Below are 20,859 nucleotides of genomic sequence, written 5' to 3'. Positions count from 1 at the left end.
GCCGCGGCGGCGCCCCGGCGGGGTAGGATCGCGCCCATGCAGGGACCCCCCGCCAGTCTCCGGCAACGGCTAATCCTCTCTGGCCTCCTCTCGGTGGCCCTTCTCGCCCTCGCCTGCCGCCCCCCGGCGCCACCGCCGGCAAGGCCTCTGCTCGACGATCTGCATCAGCCGGACCTGCTGATCGAAGCGGCGCGGTTGGATCACCGGCCGAGCCTCGACGGCCATCGCTTTCTCGCCGGTTGGTGGCCCTGGCGCGACGGCGAAGGCCGAGTCCGGCTCAATCCTCTCGAGGGCGGCTCCCGCCTCGAGATCGTGCAGTTGGCGGCGCGACCGCGGCGGCTGGTGCTCGATCTCGCCGGCGGCACCGGCGGCGAGGTCGCCGTGCGCTTCGGCGACCGCCTGCTGGCGCAGGCGCCGGTAGAGGCGACGATCGAGCTTCCCCTGCCGGCGGATCTACCCCTCGGCCGGGTACCCCTCGACCTGACGTTCTCCGGCAGCCGCGACGTCGCCTTGGCCGGTGCGGCGGTGCGGCCGGTGGCCCACCCCGGGGAAATCGAGCGAGTCGGCGACGAGATCCACCAGCAGGGCACCTCCCTGCTCGAAGCGGTGCGTCCCGTCGCCGGCCGCCACCGATTGACGGGTCGCTTCGTGCCGCCCCCAGCACCGGCGCCCGATCAGCGCTTCGTCCTGCGGGTCGAGGACGCGACAGGCCGGCCACTGGTCGAGCGATCCTGGCCCGACAACGGACTGCGCGGTGCCTTCGACCTGACCTTCGATGCGCCCCCAGCCCCTGGCTGGCGGCGCATCCGGCTACTCGCCCAGGGCGCGGGACCGGCCGCCACCTGGCACGACCTGCGCTGGGAAGGCGGAACGCAACCGACGACCCCGCGGGCGGCGGCCGGCGCCGAGACGACCGCGCCGACGACCGAACGGCCGAAGCTGGTGGTCCTTTACGTGCTCGACGCCCTGCGAGCCGACGCCCTCGGCGCCTACGGCAGTCCTCGCGGCGCCTCCCCGACCCTCGATCGCCTGGCGCAAGAGGGCTGGCTGTTCGCCAATCACCGCTCCACCGCTCCCAACACCCTACCCTCCACCAAGGCACTCTTGACCGGCCACGCGCCGCGTTTCCGAGGCGGCTGGAAGATTCCGGCCGATGGCCTTCCGACCCTCGCCGAGCAGTTCGCCGACGCCGGCTACCGCACCGGCCTGTTTTCGGGCAATGTCTACGTGTCGCCCACCTACGGCACCGACCGCGGCTTCGAGCACGCCGCCTTGGTGGACGGTGGGACCACCGGTCCGGTCAACGACAACGCAGCGCGCATCCACGCCGCCGCCGAGGCCTGGCTCGACACCCTGCCGGCCACCGCGTCGGTGTTCCTCTACCTGCACACCATCCACCCCCACAACCCCTACACCCCGCCGGAGCCGCTGCGCTCCCGCTTTGCGCCGCGCGGCCCTTCGGCCATCGACGGCGCCACCGAGACGCTGCTCGACGTCCAGCGCGGCCGACGCACCCTCGCCGACGGCGATCGCGAGCGCCTGCGGGGACTCTACGCCGGCGCCCTGGCTTACAACGATCAGCAGATCGGGCATCTCCTCGACGCCCTCGCCGAACGCTTCGCGCCGCAGGACACCGTCCTCGCCGTCACCTCGGACCATGGCGAGGAGCTCTTCGACCATGGCGGCCTGCTCCACGGCTACACCCTCTATCGCGAGATGATCGAGATTCCGTTGATCCTGTGGGCTCCGGGCCGGCTGGCGCCGCGGCGCATCGCGGCCGCCACCGACACCACCGACCTCCATGCCACGCTGCGCGGCCTGGTGGTCTCCGGCGAGCCTGCGGGGCGAAATCTGCTCGCCTCCCAATGGTCGCCGCAGCCAGTGCGCTTCGCCGCCGCCGCCAGCGTTCCCGGCGGCATCTTCTCCGCCCGCAGCGACCGCCTCGAGCTGATCTTCGCACCGCGTCAAGGACTCGGCTGGGGCCAGGGGGACGGCCTCGGGCGCAGCAAGCAGCCGGTCTATCTCTTCGACCTCGAAGGCGACCCCGAGCAGCGCCTCAATCTGGCCGGCGACGGGCGGCCGGAAGCCGCCTGGCTGCGCGAGCGACTGCGCGCCTGGATCGAGTCCGGTCGCCCCGCGGAGGACGGCGCCACACCACCGGCCGAGGACGAAGAGACCCGGCGCCAGCTCGAAGCGCTGGGATACCTGTAAGGACGCCCCTCAGAGAGTCTCGCCGGGGGTCGCTTCGACCTGCGGTCGCAGGCCGAGGTCGCCGATCTCCTCCATCGAGAAGTAGTAGTCCTGCTCCTTCGAAAAGCTCACGCCGGCGGTGACTCGCTGAGTGATGACGACCTGAATTCCCTCGAGCTCTTCGGGCTTGCCGTGGGCCGAGGCGGTGTAGCGAGCAATCTCGAGGGCGATGGCGTTCCAGTCCGCATTCTCGTCGTCGGCGAAGGCCGGGTTGACGATCTCGACGGCGAGGGTCTTGCCGGACTCGTTGGACCAGTTCCAGTTGACCCCCAGGTCCTCCGCTGGATAGATCGAGAGCAGCTCTTCGCGCAGCGTGAGGGCGAACTGCATGGCGCCTTTGCCCTCGGCGGCGAGCTCTTCGGCCTTTTGGTACCAGGCGGTCGATTTGAGCAGGTCGGGATTGAGGGCGAGGGTCAAGCCGCTCACCAACAGCAGAATCAGGACTAGACAGCCACACCCCAGGAAGAGCTTGCCGCAACCGATACCACCACGATCACCCATCAATCCGCCTCCTTGCCGATTTCGTCCTCGACCGGAGCCACCACCTCACCCTCGGCAGGCGAAGCCGGCTCTTCTTCCTTTACGCCCAGCAGGCGATCGATCTTCCCGTGGAGCTGTTCGAGCTCGATATCGAGCTGATCGCGGAGCTCGCGAATGCGTGATTCCTCGGCCTGCTCGGCGACCTTGCGGGCCTTCTCGAGGTCCTTGAGGGTGCGCCGGCTTTCGATCAGCGCCGCCGCCTCGCTCTTCGACAGCAGGAGCAAATAGACCAAGGTCAGGATGCCCATCGCACCGAGGAGAAGCAACCCCAGCGGCGCGTCGACCCGACCGATCAGGATGTTGAGGCTCGCCGGCGCGGCGAACTGCTCCCAGTTGAGAGCGGTGAACAGCAACGCCAGCAGGAAGACCAGAATGAGCAGGAAAGTGCGAATCTTCATCAGTCCCTCCGTGAACGACCGTTCGGGAGGGACCCGGCGAATAGCCCCCACCCATTCCACTCCCTGGGCGCATCGGTCGGTCCTCGGGCTTCCCGAAAACCGACCAGCGAGTCAAACAGGAACGGAACGGGCTGATTCTCTCATCTCGCCGCTCAGCCACGAGGGCGGGTCGCGGCGCAAGCCGCTTCCCGACCAGCGAGCGCCGCGCCGCCGTCTCACGGCCGCGGCATCAGCGGCCTTCGAGCCGCTGCGAGAGCTCGAGGATTTTCTTTTCGAGCTCCTCGAGACGCTTCTCCAGGGGTCCGCAAGACGGCTGCGGGAAGAGGCCCTCGCCACGTTCGAGGGTCTTCTGGAGATCGACGATGGCCGCAGCGGCACCGCCCGAGTCGAGGCGGTAGGTGAAGGCGTTGCCGCTGGCGTCCCCGGCATCCTGCTGTGATCGCCAGAGGAACTGCCGAATGTCGGCTTCGGGCACGGCCCGCAGAGTGATCTCGGCGGTGACCTTCTGGAGGCGCCGGTCGCGGTAGATCTCGAGCACCACCGGATCCCCTTCCTGATAGGCCCGCACCAGGCGACGCAGGTCGCGGCTCGCCACCACATCCTTGCCGTCGAGGGCCGTCAGCACGTCTCCCACGCGCACGCCGGCGCGATCGGCGGGCCCGCCGGGCGTCACCTGGGCGACCAGAACCCCGGCGGTCTCGGCGACTCCGAAGAAGCGTCGCAGCTCCGGCGTCAGGTCGGTGAGACGCAGGCCGAGGAAGCCCCGCGGCTTGCCGGGCTCGTCGAGCCCGAAAATCTGCAGGTCGAAGCGCTGATCGTGGCTCGAGTGATCGCCGAGAATCAGCGGCCGATTGCGCAGGCTCTGGGTCAGCCAGTTGAGCTTGGACTCACCCTCGATCTCGACCTCTTCGCCCTGAGCATTGAAGAACACCGCGCGGGTCAGGCCATCGCTGCCCTCGCGCAGCTCGCAGCGCAGCTCCTGCTCGGCGCCGTCGCTGACGGAGATCGCCCGGCAGTCGATCACGCCCTCGTCGTCTTCGGTGATCTCGACGTTCTGGCTGATCACCACCACCCGGTGCTCATCATCCTGCGCCCAAACCGCTCCGCCCATAGCGAGGCCGGCGAGTATCAACGTGGATAGCGCGATGCGTTTCATGGGGCTGTTCTCCCTTGCTACCGATAGGTCTCAGTAGGTGGTCATGCGGGCGGGTCGATACTCGCCGCCGGCCGGCGCCCGGCGCGCCGACGGTCGCAGATCCTCGCGGCCGAGATCGAGCACGATGTCGAGGCCTTCGTCTCCGCCCAGGTAGAGCACTGGAGCCTGCTGGTGCTCGCGCAGGGAGCGCACCTCGGCGGTCAGACGACGGTGGTCCTGGCGCAGCTCCTCGAGGAGAGCACGGGCTTCCTCGCGATCCACTGCCGCCGAGTCGTCACCCCCACCGCGCGGCGCCAACAAGACGCCGGCGAAGGCCAGCAACAGCATCGCCGCGGCCGCCAAACCGGCCCAGCTCGCCGGGCGATTCCAGGGATTCCCGGGCCCTTGCTCGGTCCCCGCATCGGCCGGCAGCCGGCGCAGCACCTGGGCGGTGAATTCATCGCTGGCTCGTGCCGTCGGCAGCGAGCGTAGGGCCTCGTCGAGACGTCGGTCGCTCATCGAGCTTCTCCGTTCCAATAGGGCTCCAGCCGCCGCCGGAGCCGTTCGCGAGCTCGAAAGATCCGCGACTTCACGGTCCCGACTCGACAACCGAGCTGGTCCGCGATGGCGTCATAGGGCCAATCCTCGAGCTCGTGCAAAACGAGGGGAATCCGAAACTTCAGGGGCAGGTCGGCGATCGCCCCCTGCACCTGGTGTTGGAGCTCGTCCCGCAGCAGATCGCCGGCCTCCGGCGTGTGCCCGTTGGCGCTCGCCCCGTACATTGGCTCGATTCCCCGCCAGCGGCGGAAGCGGCGTTCCTCGGAGCGCAGACGATTCACCGCAATGCGATACAGCAAGGCCTTGAGACAGCCCCGCTCCTCGTAGCGCCGTGCGCTCTCGAAGAGTCGGAGGAAGCTGTCTTGCGCCAGGTCCTCGGCCCGCTGGCGACAGCCTGCCAGGCGGGTGAGATAGTTGACCAGCGGGTCCTTGTAGCGATCGACGATGCTGCCAAAGGCCTCGAGGTCACCCCGGCGTGTCGCGGCCATCAAATCGGCATCGCTCCGTTCGCCCATGCGCTCCTCTCGCATCCCCCACAACGCACCGTCCGGCGCAGGGTTCCGCAGCCGGTCGAAAAAGATCATAGGAAGCGCTGGAAGAGGATCATGGCCACCAGCGTCAGAGTGGCGAGAAGACCGACCCGCGGCTGCGGCGCCTGGTCGAAGGCTTCCGGCAGGAGCTCGACGAAGACCATGTAAACCATCGCCCCGGCGGCGAATCCGACACCGTAAGGCAAGGCCGAGCGGAAGGTGTCGACGAAGAGAAAGGCGGGGACCGCCATCACCGGTTGCGGCAATGACGAAAAGATGCTCCAGCCGGCACAGGCGAGTACGCTCACCCCTTGGGGTCGCAACACGGCACTGATCGCCAATCCCTCGGGGACGTTGTGCACCGCGATGGCGACGGTGATCACCGTCGCCAAGGTCATGCCGCCGCCAAAGGACGACCCCACCGCCACCCCTTCGGCGAAGGAGTGGGCCGTCATCACCACCAGCATCAAGAGGATCCTGCGCGCCCCGGCACCGCTCAGCCGACCGAACCGGACATCGTGCTCCCCCAGAAATCTCTGGATCAGCAGGATGAAAGCGATGCCCAGGTGGACCCCGGCAATGGTCTGCCAGCGCCCGGTGCGGGTACCCTCGGCAACCAGCCCGAAGCTCGCGCCTAGCATGAGACCGGCGGCCACGGCATTGGCGTAAGCGACGGCGCGCGCCGAGACCCGACGCACGAAGACAAAAGGCAAAGCTCCCAGCCCGGTCGCCAAGGCAGTCAGGAGACCGTAGAGGAAAACCAGCAGCACCGGGCTCACGGCACCAGTCCCCGCAGCAGCACCACCAGGCTCATCGCCACGCTGGTCACCAGGGCGATGCGGCTGGCGCCGGCTTCGCGATAGGCCTCCGGCAAGAGCTCCGTCAGGATCAGGAAGACCAGAGCACCCACCGCGAAGCCGAGTATCCAGGGGAGGATGGCCGGCGCCGCCGAGATCACCGCAAAGGTCGAGACCGCGAATAGCACCTGACTGATGTTGGCGGCGACCGCCAGCGCTCCGGCCTGCAGAGACGTGACGCCGTGTCCCCGCAGCACCGCCCCGAGAACGAGTCCTTCCGGCACGTTGTGCACCGCGATCGCCAGGGCGGTGAAAATGCCGAGGGAGAGGTCCGCCGCCATCGCGGCGCCGATGGCGATACCCTCGGACGCGGAGTGCAAGGTCGCCACCAGCAGGGCCTGGTAGCCCTGCGCCGGCTCACAGAGGGATGGTTCTGGAATCGGCCCGCCGGAGACGGACCGCGCCCAGGCGCTGTAACAGGTCCCAAGGGCCGCCCCGAGGGCACTAGCCCAGGGAGCGGCGGCACCGACCGTTTCGGAGAGCACGAAGGCCGATCCCAACATGAGACCGGCAGCGAGGGCATTCGACCAGCCGAGCAAGGCCTGCGGCGCTTGCGCTCTCCGCCCGAGCAGCGGCAGGGCACCGAGGAAGGCGCTCGCCGCCGCCAGGCTGGCGAAGAGTAGGACCGCGAGGGTCGGATCCGACGGGATCACCCCATCAAGGCGTGCTTGTCATCAGGGCGAGCTCGTCGAGGGCGCCGAGGCCGCGGGCTCCTGAGCCGCCGGTGGAGGTGCCGGCCCCGGCTTGTAGAGGGTCACCAGACAGCCTCCGATGGCGGCCATCAGAATGCCGGCGAAGAAGGGCCAGCGAATCGACTGCAGTCCCCCTGCCGGCGGGTGGAGGGCGAGGGCGACGACGGCGTTGACGATCGGCGCGCCGGCGAAAATGATCGACATCACCACCGCCGGACTACCCTTGGCACCGAAGGCCAGCAGAACACCGAAGGCACCGATCGCTCCGACCACACCGGCGAGCAGCGACCAGAGCGCGCCCTTGGCCGGGAAGGTCAAGCTGGCACCGTTGAGCAGCAACAGCGCCAGGGGCGCCAACACGGCGGTCAGGAAGTACGCCAGGCCGACGAACAGGAACGCCTTGTAGCGCCCGTTGACCGGATCCGCCATGCCCATCTGACCGGTGTGAAGAAAGATCCCGTAAAGGCCCCAGGACCCGACCGTCATCAGAGCCCAAACCAACCAGGTGAGTCCCGCTCCTTGTGCTTCGGCAGCCATCGTTCCGCCCTCCTCTCGTGGCCGCCCAGCTTACCCCAGACGCCGCCCCCAGGCGGGCCCTTCATAAACCCTCGGATCGACCGTATGGGGCGCCCGTTGGCCGGCCAGCAGGGCGAGGGCGTTGTCGACCGCCAAGGTCGCCATGCGACCGCGGGTGGCAACGCTGGCGCTTGCGATGTGAGGCGCCAGCACGACCTGGTCGAGGTCGGCGAGGCCCGCCGTCAGCCGCGGCTCGTTCTCGAAGACGTCGAGGCCGGCACCGGCCAGGCGACCTTCGCGCAGAGCGACGAGCAGGGCCGGCTCATCGACCACCGGACCGCGGGCGGTGTTGATCAAGTAGGCGGTGGGCTTCATGCGGGCGAGCTCGGCGGCACCGATCAGATGATGGGTCTCGGCCGTCAGGGGCGGATGGAGCGAAACGAAGTCGCTCTGCTCGAGGAGCGGCGCCAGCTCGACCCAACGCACTCCCGGATGGGCCTCGACACGCTCGCGATGGCGCGGATCGTAGACCAGAACTTCCATTTCGAAGCCCTGGGCGCGCCGCGCTACGGCAGCTCCGATCCGGCCGAAGCCGACGATGCCGAGGCACTTGCGCCGACCGTCGGCACCGGGGCCGACATCACCGCCGAGGAAGAGGTTGGGGCCCCAGATCTTCCAGCGCCCGTCCCGGGTGTAGCGGTCCGCCTCCGGCAGCCGCCGCGCCACCGCCATCAGCAACGCCCAGGCGAAATCGGCGGTGGTTTCGGTGAGCACTCCCGGTGTGTTGGTCACCGCCACCCCGAGCTCCGTCGCCGTCGCGACGTCGACGTTGTCGAAACCGACGGCCATGTTGCAGACTCCGCGCAGGCCGAGCTCGAGAACCTCGCGATCGATGGTCTCGGTGAGCTGGCAGATCAACACCTCGGCGCCGGCGGCACCGGCGAGCAAAGCGTCGCGCGGCAGCCCTGCCTCCTCGTCCTCCTGGCCGATCCGAAAGGGAACGTCGGCGGCTTCCAATCGGGCGATGCCGGCGGCCGGCAAACGCCGAGTGACGAAGATCTTCTCCATGGCGCCATGGTAACGCCGCCGAAGCCCGGCGCGAGGGCGAAGAAGGGGGCCGCAGCTCTGTCAAGGCCGGAGAAGGATTGGCTCGGTCGTCGGCTTATACTCGGGGCCTTCATCGAGGCAACGAAACGCGGTCCGCAAACAGAATTCGGGAGGAGAAGGCGATGAGCGACATCGGCAAGATCGGTTGGATCGACCTGACGATCGACAACACCGAAGAGGTTCGGGACTTCTACCAGGCGGTGGTGGGCTGGGAGCCCAGCGATGTCGACATGGGCGAGTACTGCGACTTCAACATGAACGCCAGCGGCGAGCCGGTGGCCGGAGTCTGCCACGCCCGCGGCGGCAACACCGGACTGCCGGCCGCCTGGCTGATCTACATCAACGTCGCCGACCTCGATGCCAGCCTCGCCGCCTGCCGGGCGCGCGGCGGCGAGATCGTCGCCGGCCCCAAGGACATGGGCGAGCACGGCCGCTATTGCGTCGTCAAGGACCCCGCCGGGGCGCCCTTCGCACTCTTCCAGCCGCCGGCTGGCTGACCGCCGAGCCCCTCTCAGCAGGTAGCTTCGTCCAGGGGGGTTCCCCACCCCCCTGCCCAGTTCCGGCGCATCGTATCCAGTAACGCACCGGCAGCCTCGACGACCGTCCCCAAAAGCGTTCTGCTCTTCCAGCTCACCGGTGGTCGCCTGGTCAGGCGATGCGGCGCTGCGCCGAAAGAGACAGATTCCCGATCCAATAGATCCGCCGAGCGGACGCGATCCCGAAGGAGCCCCCATGTCTCGTGGAAACCTGCTTGCACTCTCAGCTCTCGCCCTGAGCCTTACCGCCCCGGCCTGCTTTCTCGCCCCACCCTCGCCACCGAATACCTGGCAATCCGAGGTCGAACCGACTCTGATCTGCCCAGGGGATGAGGTCACGGTCACCTGGAATGCTGGACCGTGGAGCGGCTGTCGCCGCAACGCAGCGGGCGAATTCGTCGGCGGTCCCGCCAATTGCGGCCATCCGACCCGCATCGCCGTTCGCTCCACCCCAGATGTCTTCACAGCCGATCCGATCGACCCGCGCGAAACGGCCGGCAGTCGCACCATCCGGCCGGTCGAGAACACCTCGATCAGCTTCACCGCCAGCGGACGCAACGACACCGTCGGGCCGCTCAACCACGTCGTGTCGGTGATGACCGAAGCGAACATCGACAGCGGCTGGTTCTATGGCATTTGCGATGGCCGGCGGCCAAGCTGGCAACAGCTCGACCTCGACAAATCCTGGATTCCTGAGACCGCCGAGCTCATCGAGCTGTGCAATCCCAACGACTTTCGGGTCACCGTATCGGTCGCGACGGACGGTGGCATTCGCACCTTCGACCTCGGCGCCGCCGGCGACGAATCGGCCTGCACAGGAGCGCTCGATGGGGTCGTGCGCCAGGTCTCCGGGAGCACGCGCTCCGCAACCGTCACCGCGGGTTCCGGATGCTCCGGCGTGCTCGCCGTTCCCCCGCGGCCGTTCCGAGTTCTCGAAACCTGGTCCTGCTCCTAACAGGTTACTGAAAAACCCATCGGCAACCTGCTCCCGGGCCCGAGAGGGCTGGGCGCCCCCGGCCCGGCGGCGAAGCCGTGAGACGGGGCCGCCCTGGACGGGGTGAGCCCCTACGCGGGCCGCCGAAGATCGCACTTTTTCGGGCCGGGCCGCGCAGGCGAGGAGGCGCTCAGCCCCCTCGCCGGGCGCCCCTGAAACAAACAGCTAGCAGCGTTGGAAAAGTCGCGAAGCGGGCTTTTTTCAGCAGCCTGCTAGCCGCCTCGCTCCCTAGGCAAGTTCAACCTCCTTGGAAAGGCCTGGTAAGATATTGCTACACAGCTATCAAATCCTTCCGTCCGAGCGAGATCTCGCTCGTCCTCCGCCCAACATCCAGGAGGCCAATCATGCGAACTATCACCCTGCGCGCCTCGACGGCCTTCGCCGCCATCTCCATCGCCCTACTCGCCCCGGCCTGCCTCCTCAACCGCACCGGAATCGGCTGGTCGACCTCCGTCGAGCCGACCATCATCTGTCCCGGCGATTCGGTGACGGTGACCTGGAACGCCGGCCCGGACGGCGGCTGCGAACGCAATGCCGAGGGGGTCTTGATGGGCAGCGGCTGCAGCGACCCGACCCGCGTCACCATCACCTCGACACCGGACGTTTTCGCCGCCGACCCGATCGCCTCGGCCGAAACCGCCGGCACTCGGGTGGTCAATCCGAGCGCCGACACCACCTTCGACTTCATGGCCTCGGACCGCGACGACACCCTGCCGAGCTACAGTCACTCGGTCGACGTCATCACCGAAGATCAGGTGCTGAACGACGGCTTCGGTGGCGCCTGCTGCGGCTCGACCCTGTGCTGGATTCCCATTTCCGGCAGCAATCCCACCCTGCCGGCCACCATCCGACTGGTCGAGGTCTGCAACCCCAACTCTTTCGGAATCCGTCTGGTCGTGGAAGCCAACGACGGTGGCATCTCGAACTTCGATCTCCAGGCCGCCGGCGGCGATCCCGACTGCACCGGCGAGTTGCGCAACGTCTCGCAGATCACCGCCAGTGCATCAGACCCCTCGCTCACCGCCGGCGCGATCTGCAGTCCGACGATCCAGAACCCACCGGCCCCGATTCCGGTGATCTCCACCTGGAGATGCCCGAGTCCCTAGCAGTGGCCTTCGCCGAAGCCGGCCGACCCGTTCTCGGCCCCTGATCTTCAACTCACGGAGATTTCACCCCTTGTCCACCTCTTTTCGTCGCTGCGCTCCAGTCCTCGTCGTCCTTTTCGCCCTCATCGCCCCAGCCTGCGACGTCGACCGTCGCGGCACCGCCTGGCGCCAATCGGTCGAGCCGACCACCATCTGCCCTGGCGACCCGGTCACCGTGACTTGGGATGCCGGTCCCGAAGATGGCTGCGAGCGCAATGAGGACGGCGTCTTCATGGGTAGCGGCTGCGGCGACCCGACGCGGGTGGTGATCACCGCCACTCCGGATGTCTTCGCCAGCGATCCGATCAACGAGCGAGAGACCCGAGGCACCCGCGTCGTCAACCCGACCGAGGACACCACCATCGACTTCAGCGCCTTCGACACCGACGACGCCCTGTTCCCATTCGACCGCACCATCGAGGTGATCACCGACGAGGTTCCTGGCCAAGGCACCTTCCAGGGCGCCTGCTGCGGTCGCCGACCGTGCTGGAGCGACCTGCAGCAAACTTCGAGCGGCGACCTGCCGGAGACCCTCGAGCCAAGCGAGATCTGCAACAACAACCGTTTCGCGATTCGTCTCACGGTCGAGCAGAGCGACGGCACGCGGTCGACCTTCGGGCTCGAGCCGGAGGGATCGGGAGCCAACTGCACGCCCCCCTTGAGCGGCGTCACCCGGGTCACCGGCGAAGCCGACGACCCGGCGATCACCGGCGGTGCCGACTGCAGCCCAACGGTCTCGAACCCTCCGGGGTCCTTCGTCGTCGACGTCGTCTGGCGCTGCCCTGCCTGACGGCGAGGAAACGAAATCGCCGCCTGCCTCGACCTGAGAGAGGAGGAGCGTGCCCCCAGCCGCTCCTCCGATTCCAAAGGAGGCAGTCATGACCCAGCGAGCAACCCCAGGTCTCGCCCTCGCCGTTCTACTGATCACCCTTCTCGCCCCGGCCTGCTCGGTGCCCCGGGGCGGCCTGCCCTGGCCGGCAAGGGTCGAGCCGACGGAAACCTGTCCTGCGGACCCGGTCACCGTCACTTGGGACCTGGGCCCCAACGGCGGTTGTGAACGCAACCCCGATGGCGTCTTGGTGGGCAGCGGTTGTCGTGACCCGATCCGGGTCGACATCACCTCGTCGCCGGATGTCTTCGCCGGTGACCCGATCGCCGCCGAGGAGACCCGCGGCAGCCGAGTGGTTCGACCGACCGAGGACACCACCTTTCAGTTCAACGCTCGCGACCGCGACGACACCATGGAGAGCTACACCCGTGCCGTCGATGTCTTCACCGAAGACGCCGAGGTCAACGGAGTCTTCGGCGGCGCCTGCTGTGGCTCTCGCATCTGCTGGAGCGAGCTGACCACCATCGATGCCCGCCTCCCGGCGACCATCCGTCTGGTCGAAGTGTGCAACCCCAATCCCTACGCTATTCGAGTCAACGTCGAGAACGGCAGCGGCGAGATCTCGAGCTTCGAGCTCGCCCCGGCGACCGGCGAGGCCGCCTGCACCGACGAGCTGCGCAACGTCGTGCGGGCCACCGCCAGCACCACCGACCCGACGGTGATCGCCGGAGCCCTTTGCGGCCCCACGGCGGAGCGGCCACCGGGCTCCATCCCGGTACAGACCACCTGGCGCTGTCCAGCGGTCTGAACGGGCCGATCCCGGCAAAGCGACGGTTCCCAAAACGCAACGAGCCCTCCCGCAGGAGGGCTCGTCCAGAAAACACGATCGAGAAATCCGCGAAGCGGACTCTTTGGACGGTCTGCTAGCAGGCCACTGAAAAACTCGTCAGCAGCCTGCTACCGGGCCCGAGAGGGCCCGGCGGCGGCGCAGCCGCCGCGACGGGAGAGGAGGCCCAAGAACCGCGCTTCTTGGGCCGGAGCGGGACGCGCAGTCAGGGGCGCGGAGCCCCTCTCGAAAAAACCTAGCAGCGCTGGAAAAGCCGCAATGCGGGCTTTTTCAGCCGCCTGCTAGATGCCGCTCACCGAGGAGGTCCAGCGAGTGAGGTCGCCGGTCTCGAAGTTGTCACCGAAGATCGGCAGCAGGTTGCCGATCTCCTGGCGATAGTTCTCGAAGGAGCAACGCATTCGGTTGGTCTGCTCCGCCGTGAAGGCGCTCATGCAGGTGTCCTGGGTGTAGTTCATGTAGTTGTCGATGTCGTCCGTCGAGCCGCAGGTCGCGGAGCCCGCCGGGCAGTTGAACAACGGGAACTCCTGCGGCGCCGTGTCGCCCACCAGGTCACCGGAAGTGTAGGGCTGGCCCGGCATGCCGCAGCTACCCGAGAAGTTGTGGAAGATCCCCAACCAGTGGCCGATCTCGTGGGTGCCGGTACGGCCCTGGTCGTAGATGCCGCCGTTGGGTGCATCGCGACCGACGGAGGACCACAGCAGAACCACACCATCGTTGATTGTGCCGCCCTCGTTCTGTGGGAAGGTGGCGTAGCCGAGGGCACCGGCCGAATCGTTGGAGTAGATGTTCAGGTAGCGGGTGGTGTCCCAGGCCAGCGCGCTCTTCATGCTGTTGAAGACCTGCGGGCCGGGATCCGAGAACCAGTCATCGTTGTTGTAGAAGTAGATGCCGGTGGTCGGGAATCCGTCCGGATCGGTGTCCGGCAGGTAGAACTCGAAGCCGGTGTCGACGCCCGGCGCACCGGGCGTGCCGGTGAGGGCACGGAAGTCCTCATTGATGATGTCGAGCTGGCTAAGCACCAAAGCCTCCGAAACATCACCGAAACCGTTGTCCCGGCGCACGATGTGGAACACCACCGGAACACGGTAGATGGTGCCACCCTTGACATCGAACTCGTACTGCGGGCGAATGGTGGTCGAGGTAAAGCTGCAGTCGGCTCCTCCGGCGGCTCCGAGCAGCGGGCTGATATCGACCTGGGCAGGCGTCTTGGTGGCGCAGCGGTGTCCGCCGGTGCGGAACTGCTCCGACATCTGGAACTCTTCGATGGTGGCGTAGCGCTGGCCTTCGACCACCACGCTACCGTCGTCGTGCATCTCGACGGAGACGCTGGCGGTAGCGGGCACGGCCAAGGACAGGATAGCGAGGCATCCGATCATCACTCGCATGGCGGGTTCCTTTCTCGATTTCGGAAAATCAACGTTGGAGTGGCCCCTGCGATTAAACAGAACGGATATCCTCTCATTGATCGTTCAAATTTTCATCCCGATGGAGGAGTCATGAAGGACAAAGCCCTCAGTCGACGCACCTTCCTCGCCGCCACCGGTGGCGCCGCTCTGAGCCTGGGATGGAACCGGACGACCTCCGGCACTTCCCCACCGACTGGCCGCTTTCCGGTCAAGGCAGTGTCGTCGGCCAATGGCCTCGAAGCCACCCGGCGTGCCTACGAGGGCATGGTGGCCGGCGAGGACACACTGGATGCGGTGGTCGCCGGCGTCAACCTGGTGGAGGACGACCCCGACGACCTGACCGTCGGCCTGGGCGGTTTACCCAACGAAGAAGGTGTGGTCGAGCTCGACGCGGCGGTGATGCACGGCCCCAGCCATCGCGCCGGCGCCGTCGCCTCGTTGCGCAACATCCGCAACCCCTCGCGAGTCGCCCTCGAGGTGGCGCGCGACACCGACCACGTCCTGTTGGTTGGCGAGGGGGCGCTGCGTTTCGCCCGCGCCCAGGGCTTCGAGGAAGAGAATCTCCTCACCGACAAGACGCGCGAAATCTGGCTCTATTGGAAGAAAACCCTCTCCGATCGCGACGACTGGCTGACTCCGCCGCTCGACGAGGTCGACCCGGAGGTGCGCAAGTTCTTCCGCCTGGACCGCCCCACCGGAACCATTCACTGCGGCGCTGTCGATGCCCAGGGCAATCGCTCCTGTGTCACCACCACCAGCGGTCTGGCCTTCAAGATTCCCGGCCGCGTGGGCGACTCGCCGATCATCGGCGCCGGCCTCTACTGCGACAACACCATCGGCTCCTGCGGCAGCACCGGCCGCGGCGAAGCCAACCTTCAGAACCTCTGCAGCTTCGCCGCTGTCGAGCTGATGCGCCAGGGCAAGGCACCGGCGGATGCTGGCCTGGAGGTCCTGCGGCGGGTCGCCGCCACCAGCGAGAAGCGCCTTCTCGACGACCAGGGGCGGCCGGCCTTCGGCCTCAAGTTCTACCTCATCGGACCGAACGGGGATCATGCCGGAGTCAGCATGTGGGGACCGGCGAAATTCGCCGTGACGGACGCCCAGGGAACTCGGCACGAGGACTGCGCCGTGCTGTGGGAGAAATCGGACTAGCCCGACCTGCTAGCCCGCGGGCCGGGCTAGGTCGAGGGGTCGGCGGCGTCTTCGTCGCTCGCCTCGGCGGGCGGCGGAGGGGGCGTCTTTTCGTCGGCGGTGCCAGAGCCGAGGTCGCGGAAACCGACCGCCTCCGGCGGCGGATCGAGCTCGACCCAGGCCTCGCTTTCGAGGCGCTCCATGAACTCGCCGACGGCTTTGCCATAGCGAAGGTTCTCTTCCCGCCGGCGAATCCGGTCGGAGACCTCGGTGTAGGGCAGCACTACGGCTTCCTCGCGCTCGAGCACCTGCACCAGGTGAAGGCCTCCACGAGCCGCGACGGGGGCGCTGATCTGGTCCACTTCGAGATCCCACACCGCCTCTTCGAGATCCTTCGACAGGTCCCCGGACGAGATCCACCCGAGCTCGATCAGAGCGCTGGTCTCGCCAGAGGAGGAGCGGGTTTCGGCGATCTTGGCGAGGTCACCACCGGCCGCCACCGCGGCGCGCACCTCGTCGGCAATCCGCGCGAGCTCATCCTCCGACAAGCCACTGTCTTCCAGTACCACGATCTCTTGCAGCCGCAGCTTCTCGGACTGGGTGAACTGGTCCGGATTCTCGCGGTAGTAGCGCCGCAGCACCTCTTCCGGAACCTCGATCTTGGACGACACCTCTTGGAACAGTAGGTTGTCGATCATCATCTGGCGGCGGGTCTGCTCGCGCAGATCCTCGATGCGCATACCGTTCTGCGCCAGCGCCAGCTGGAACTCCTCCTCGTTCTCGATTCCGAAGCGATCCTGGATGCGACCGATCTGCTTGTCGACATCCTCTTCGCTGACGAAAACTCCCGCGCGGCGAGCCCGCGACAGCAGGAGAAGCTCTTCGTACATCTGCCGGAAGACCTGCTTCGGCAAGTTGTCCAGCAGCTCCTGCCGGCGCGCCGGAGAAATGTTGGTCTGCGCTTGGATCGAGCGCTCGAGCTCCGTCTTGCGCTGCTGATATTCGTACAGGCTGTGAATCTCGTCATTGACGTTCATCACCACCTTGAACACGGTGTCCGCGGACACCGGCAGCGCCAGCAGGGAGAGAAAGATCACCGGGAGAAAACTACGATTCATCACGCGAGGAGCTCTGGTAGTTGAACGGGAGGTTCCTGACAAAGACCTCCAGAGTGTATCGGTTCCGCGCTTCTGCAGCCAATTGGGCGACCCGTTCTGCGGTCGCGGCCTGCAGCAAGCGACGCTCGATCTCGCTGCGCACGGCGGCCTGCGACACCTCCTCGGCCGGTAGCCGGGCCACCACCTGGAAGAGGTGGAATCCGTACTCGGCCTCGATGATCGCGCTCACCTCACCCGGCTCGAGGGCGAAGATCGGAGCCGCAAAGGCGGGCGGCAGCTCATCCCGCGCCAGCTCCCCCTGGAAGCCGCCCGAGGAGGCATTGAGGTCGCCCGACAAGCCCTGCGCCACGGCACCGAAATCCTCACCGCGACCAAGGCGTCGCAGGGCTTCCTCGGCCGTTTCTCGCTCGGCGACCAGGATCTGCCGCAAGCGCACCCGCTCGGGGCGAACGAAATCTTCGCGGTGGGCCTGGTAGTAGGCCTCGACGGCCTCCTCCCCGGGGACGCGCGGCGGGTCTTCCGCCAACAGTCGCTCGACCGCCTGCCGCGGCGCCGCGCCTTGCGGCACCAGCACCCGGTCGACCGCCAGCTTGACCAGTAGCCGCTCCTCCAAGAAGCCATCGAAGAGGCGCGACAGCACGGTGCTCTCGAGGCTGCTCCCGGATTCCCCGAGGAGCTCTTCGAGGTAGAGCTCGAACTCGCGATAGCGCACCGCCTCGTCGTCGATGCGCGCCGCCAGGTCCGGCGCCGGCTGCGGCCCACCGATCGGGCAGCCGAACAGAACGGCCAGCGCGACCAGCAGGAGCAGAGCCCGATGACCCCTCATGCCGCCAGCTCCTCGAGGGTGGCGAGGGCGAGACCGAGGGGCGGCTGCGAGGCGACCGCCAGGGTGAGCACGCCACTGGGCGAAAAACTGGCGTCGCCGCGGCTCGAGACCATCGCGATCAGACGGTCGACGTCGATGCGGGCGTCGCGCCGCAGGCGCATGGTGAGCTGTCCCTTCTGATAGGAGATGGACTGCACCCGCAGCGCCTCGGCGGCGCGCTTCAGGCGACCCACCGAAAGCAGCGTCCGCACCTCCGGCGGCGGCGGCCCGAAGCGATCCTCCATCTCCGCCAGCAGCTCCTTCTCCTGCACCTCGGCGGCGGCGATCTTGCGATAGACCTCCATGCGGAGATTGGAGTCCTCGATGTAGCTCTCCGGAATCGACGACGACACCGGCAGGTCGAGGGCCACCGAGGGAGCCTCTTCGACCGCTTCACCGCGCAGCTCGCGGACCGCCTCTTCGAGCATCTTGAGGTAGGTCTCGATACCGACCGCGGCGATGTGGCCGCTCTGCTCCGCCCCCAGCAGGTTGCCGGCGCCGCGAATCTCGAGATCGCGCGCCGCGATGCGGAAGCCGGCCCCGAGATCGGTGAACTCACGAATCGCCGACAGTCGCTTGCGGGCCTGCTCCGAGAGCACCCGATCGCCGTCTACCAGTAGATAGCAGTAGGCGAGCTGATCGCTGCGCCCCACCCGGCCCCTCAGCTGATAGAGCTGAGCCAGCCCGAAGCGGTCGGCGCGATGCACGATCATGGTGTTGACGTTGGGGATGTCGATGCCGTTTTCGATGATGGTGGTGGCCAGCAGGACATCGAACTCGCGGTTGGTGAAGGCGTGCATGCGCCGCCACAGCTCGCGCTCGTCGAGCTGACCGTGCCCCACCGTCACCCGCACGCCGGGGATGGTCTCGCGCAGGAAAGTGAGCATGCGCTCGATGGTCTCGACCCGGTTGTAGACGTAGTACACCTGCCCACCACGGTCGATCTCGGCCTCCACCGCCTCGCGGATGAAGCGCGCATCGAAAGGCAGGATCGCCGTCTCGACGGCCATGCGGTCCTTCGGCGGAGTCTCGATCACCGACATATCGCGCACCCCGGCGAGGGAGAGCTGGAGGGTGCGCGGCACCGGCGTCGCCGACATGGCGAGCACGTGGACGTTCTGCTTGAGCTGCTTGACCTTCTCCTTCTGGGCGACGCCGAAGCGCTGCTCCTCGTCGACGATCAGCAGGCCGAGGCGCTGAAACTCGATGTCCTTGGAGAGCAGTCGGTGGGTGCCGACCAGAATGTCGATCTTGCCCGCCTCGAGGCGCTGTCGCACATCCCGCACCTCCTCCCGGGAACGGAAGCGGGAGATCATCGAGATATTGACCGGGAAGCCGGCGAAGCGCTTGCGGAAGGTCTCGAGGTGTTGGTCCGCCAGGATGGTGGTGGGCGCCAGCACGGCCACCTGATAGCCGCCATCGACGACCTTGAAGGCGGCCCGCATGGCGACCTCCGTCTTGCCGTAACCGACGTCACCGCAGAGCAGACGATCCATCGGGCGCGAGCGTTCGAGGTCCTCGCCGATGGCGAGGATGGCCTCGAGCTGATCGGGGGTTTCCTCGTAGGCGAAGGCGGCGCCGAACTGGCGGATCATGTCGCTGTCCGGCGGCATCACCGGAGCCTCCGCCACCTGCCGCTGGGCATACAGCTTGAGCAGCTCCTGGGCCATGTCCCGAAGGCTCTTGCGCACCTTCGCCTTGGTCTTGTTCCAGGAAGTGCCGCCGAGCTTGTCGAGGCGCGGCCGGACCCCCTCCATACCGCTGAACTTCTGCACCAGATCGAGACGCGACAGGGGCAGCAGCAGGCTCTTGCCGGCGGCGTAGGCGATCTCCATCACCTCCGCCTCGCCGCCCTGGCCACTCGACATGTCGCTCAAGGAAGGCGGCAGATCCGGGGTGGCGGTGCCGCCGCCGAGACGACGCAGCGCCACGAACTGACCGATGCCGTGATCGGCGTGGACCACGAAGTCCCCCACCTTGAGGTCGCGCAGCCCCGAAACGAAGGGACCGAAGCCCTTTTTGGGCGCCCGCCGTTGCGGCTTGGCGCGCGGCAGGAGCTGCGCCTCGCCATAGACCGAAAGGCCTGCCGCCGGTAGGCGAAAGCCGCGCTGCAGCTCACCCTCCACGATCTCGCAACCGGTCGAGCCGAGGGCGATCTCGCGCCCTTCGAGGAGATCTTCGATGCGCCGCCGGTGGCCCGCCGGCACCACCACCAAGCAGCGATCACCGCGCGCCCGAGCCGCCGCCACCTCCTGCGGGAAGCGCGGTAGCTGACCCTGGAAGAGATCCGTCGTGGTGCCCTCGAAGTCGATCTGCGAGCCGCCCTCGCCGCCGCCCAGGACGAGGTCACGAATCCGCAGCGGCGCACCCGCGATCAACTCCAGAACCTCGTCCACCGGCCGCTCCACGACCTCCGGCGGCAGCGCCAACCGACCGCCATCGCGGCGCGCTCCGTAGTCCGCCGTCAGCAGGTCGGCGTGGTGCTCCACTTCGCCGACCAGGGCCGGGGGATCGACCGCCACCACCAGGGGATTCGCCAGCAGCCCTTCGAGCGCCGTGGTCTCGGGCTCGAGCAGCGGCAGATAGCTCTCCCAGCCACCGAATCCTCCCCGCTCGAGGAGATCCTCGAGCTGGCCGGCGCCCTCCGGACCGAGCTCGTAGTCGAGCTGCTGCGGCAGCAAGGCCGCCAGCCGTCGCGCCTCTTCGGATCCCGCCGGAACCAGCGACAGGGGCAGGATCTCGAGGCTGTCGAGGGACTCCTCGGAGCGCTGGCTGGCGGCATCGAAGCGGCGAATGGAATCGACCGTGTCGCCGAAGAAGTCGAGGCGGATCGGCGACTCTTCGCCGGGCGGAAAGAAATCGAAGATGCCGCCGCGAACGGCCAGCTCGCCGATCTCCGAGACCAGGTCGACGCGGTGAAAGCCGAAGCGCACCAGGTGCGCCAGCAGATCATCGCGCGAGATCTCGTCACCGGCGGTGATCGCCACCCTTGCGGAATGCACCTCGGAGGGCAGCGGCAGGCGGCGGAAGAGGGCGCGCGGCGTCGCCACCACGGTCCGCACCCGCCCCGAAACCAGGCGGTCGATGGCCACCGACTCCTGGGCCCGCACCAACAGCGACACCTCGGTCTCCTGGTAGGGCGACAGGGACGGCGCCGGAAAGTAAACGGCGCTCTCGGACTCGCCGACCAACTGAGCCCCCTCCAGCCAGGCGATGGCATCGCCCTCGCGCGGCACCAGCACGAGCAACGGTCGGTCGTGCTCGCGGGCCAGCAGCTCGGCCACCCAAGCCGCCGCCGGCACCGGCAGACGCACCACGTCCCCAAGGCTCTCGGCGAGCCGGCGAAAGGGCACACTGCGACGCAGCGTCCGGGAAAAGTCGTCCCACACGCGGGCTTCCATCATG

The 20,859-nt window shown here is 67.6% G+C and carries 20 protein-coding genes; 7 read left to right on the top strand and 13 right to left on the bottom strand.

Annotated features, from left to right (window positions below; translation table 11 throughout):
- The first annotated feature begins 36 nt into the window (after window positions 1-36).
- Window positions 37-2,211 carry a sulfatase gene (locus AAF604_03090; protein ID MEM7048613.1) on the top strand — a complete coding sequence of 725 codons (2,175 nt, stop codon included), beginning with the start codon at window positions 37-39 and terminating at the stop codon, window positions 2,209-2,211.
- Between the two features lie 9 nt (window positions 2,212-2,220).
- On the opposite strand, the gene AAF604_03085 is transcribed toward AAF604_03090, so the two are convergent.
- The 9 genes from AAF604_03085 to AAF604_03045 all read right to left on the bottom strand — a co-directional run bounded on the left by AAF604_03085 (window position 2,221) and on the right by AAF604_03045 (window position 8,544).
- A complete protein-coding gene (locus AAF604_03085; protein ID MEM7048612.1) occupies window positions 2,221-2,751 on the bottom strand; it encodes a hypothetical protein in 531 nt (176 codons plus the stop codon).
- Window positions 2,751-3,188, bottom strand: a complete 438-nt coding sequence (locus AAF604_03080; GenBank protein ID MEM7048611.1) for a DNA cytosine methyltransferase — start codon at window positions 3,186-3,188, stop codon at window positions 2,751-2,753. The genes AAF604_03085 and AAF604_03080 overlap by 1 nt, the downstream gene beginning before the upstream one ends.
- Before the next feature lie 229 nt (window positions 3,189-3,417).
- Complete coding sequence (locus AAF604_03075; GenBank protein ID MEM7048610.1) at window positions 3,418-4,344, bottom strand: PDZ domain-containing protein; 927 nt, start codon at window positions 4,342-4,344, stop codon at window positions 3,418-3,420.
- Window positions 4,345-4,374: 30 nt separating this feature from the next.
- A complete protein-coding gene (locus AAF604_03070; protein ID MEM7048609.1) occupies window positions 4,375-4,842 on the bottom strand; it encodes a hypothetical protein in 468 nt (155 codons plus the stop codon).
- On the bottom strand, window positions 4,839-5,369 hold the full coding sequence (locus AAF604_03065; protein MEM7048608.1) for a sigma-70 family RNA polymerase sigma factor: 531 nt from the start codon (window positions 5,367-5,369) through the stop codon (window positions 4,839-4,841). The genes AAF604_03070 and AAF604_03065 overlap by 4 nt, the downstream gene beginning before the upstream one ends.
- 92 nt (window positions 5,370-5,461) lie before the next feature.
- Window positions 5,462-6,190, bottom strand: a complete 729-nt coding sequence (locus AAF604_03060; protein MEM7048607.1) for a ZIP family metal transporter — start codon at window positions 6,188-6,190, stop codon at window positions 5,462-5,464.
- Window positions 6,187-6,921 (bottom strand): ZIP family metal transporter, encoded by a 735-nt coding sequence (locus tag AAF604_03055; protein MEM7048606.1) that lies wholly within the window; start codon window positions 6,919-6,921, stop codon window positions 6,187-6,189. The genes AAF604_03060 and AAF604_03055 overlap by 4 nt, the downstream gene beginning before the upstream one ends.
- A 21-nt stretch (window positions 6,922-6,942) precedes the next feature.
- Window positions 6,943-7,497, bottom strand: coding sequence for a hypothetical protein (locus AAF604_03050; protein ID MEM7048605.1), 555 nt, complete (start codon window positions 7,495-7,497; stop codon window positions 6,943-6,945).
- Window positions 7,498-7,527: 30 nt separating this feature from the next.
- On the bottom strand, window positions 7,528-8,544 hold the full coding sequence (locus AAF604_03045) for a D-glycerate dehydrogenase (protein ID MEM7048604.1): 1,017 nt from the start codon (window positions 8,542-8,544) through the stop codon (window positions 7,528-7,530).
- 161 nt (window positions 8,545-8,705) lie between these two features.
- Between AAF604_03045 and AAF604_03040 the strand changes: the two genes are divergently transcribed.
- The 5 genes from AAF604_03040 to AAF604_03020 all read left to right on the top strand — a co-directional run bounded on the left by AAF604_03040 (window position 8,706) and on the right by AAF604_03020 (window position 12,895).
- Window positions 8,706-9,080, top strand: coding sequence for a VOC family protein (locus AAF604_03040; protein ID MEM7048603.1), 375 nt, complete (start codon window positions 8,706-8,708; stop codon window positions 9,078-9,080).
- Window positions 9,081-9,315: 235 nt separating this feature from the next.
- Window positions 9,316-10,074: a hypothetical protein gene (locus AAF604_03035; protein ID MEM7048602.1), complete on the top strand. Its 759-nt coding sequence runs from the start codon at window positions 9,316-9,318 to the stop codon at window positions 10,072-10,074.
- A 383-nt stretch (window positions 10,075-10,457) separates the two neighbouring features.
- Window positions 10,458-11,219: a hypothetical protein gene (locus tag AAF604_03030; protein MEM7048601.1), complete on the top strand. Its 762-nt coding sequence runs from the start codon at window positions 10,458-10,460 to the stop codon at window positions 11,217-11,219.
- 70 nt (window positions 11,220-11,289) lie between these two features.
- Window positions 11,290-12,048: a hypothetical protein gene (locus AAF604_03025; protein MEM7048600.1), complete on the top strand. Its 759-nt coding sequence runs from the start codon at window positions 11,290-11,292 to the stop codon at window positions 12,046-12,048.
- A gap of 88 nt (window positions 12,049-12,136) precedes the next feature.
- Complete coding sequence (locus tag AAF604_03020; protein MEM7048599.1) at window positions 12,137-12,895, top strand: hypothetical protein; 759 nt, start codon at window positions 12,137-12,139, stop codon at window positions 12,893-12,895.
- 320 nt (window positions 12,896-13,215) lie between these two features.
- On the opposite strand, the gene AAF604_03015 is transcribed toward AAF604_03020, so the two are convergent.
- Entirely contained in the window at window positions 13,216-14,319 is a 1,104-nt protein-coding gene (locus AAF604_03015) for a zinc metalloprotease (GenBank protein MEM7048598.1), read from the bottom strand.
- A 111-nt stretch (window positions 14,320-14,430) separates the two neighbouring features.
- Between AAF604_03015 and AAF604_03010 the strand changes: the two genes are divergently transcribed.
- Window positions 14,431-15,492: a N(4)-(beta-N-acetylglucosaminyl)-L-asparaginase gene (locus tag AAF604_03010; GenBank protein ID MEM7048597.1), complete on the top strand. Its 1,062-nt coding sequence runs from the start codon at window positions 14,431-14,433 to the stop codon at window positions 15,490-15,492.
- A 26-nt stretch (window positions 15,493-15,518) separates the two neighbouring features.
- On the opposite strand, the gene AAF604_03005 is transcribed toward AAF604_03010, so the two are convergent.
- From AAF604_03005 to mfd, 3 genes are read right to left on the bottom strand one after another with little or no spacing between them, the layout of a single operon-like run.
- On the bottom strand, window positions 15,519-16,589 hold the full coding sequence (locus AAF604_03005; protein ID MEM7048596.1) for a peptidyl-prolyl cis-trans isomerase: 1,071 nt from the start codon (window positions 16,587-16,589) through the stop codon (window positions 15,519-15,521).
- Window positions 16,579-17,415, bottom strand: a complete 837-nt coding sequence (locus AAF604_03000; GenBank protein ID MEM7048595.1) for a peptidylprolyl isomerase — start codon at window positions 17,413-17,415, stop codon at window positions 16,579-16,581. Before AAF604_03000 ends, AAF604_03005 begins: the two co-directional genes overlap by 11 nt.
- On the bottom strand, window positions 17,412-20,858 hold the full coding sequence (gene mfd, locus AAF604_02995; protein ID MEM7048594.1) for a transcription-repair coupling factor: 3,447 nt from the start codon (window positions 20,856-20,858) through the stop codon (window positions 17,412-17,414). The genes AAF604_03000 and mfd overlap by 4 nt, the downstream gene beginning before the upstream one ends.
- Window position 20,859: the final 1 nt, after the last annotated feature.

This window comes from Acidobacteriota bacterium, assembly GCA_039028635.1.
Taxonomy (GTDB): Bacteria; Acidobacteriota; Thermoanaerobaculia; order Multivoradales; family JBCCEF01; genus JBCCEF01.
Note: the sequence above shows the minus strand (reverse complement) of the source record. Positions and strands in the feature narration are given on the sequence as shown.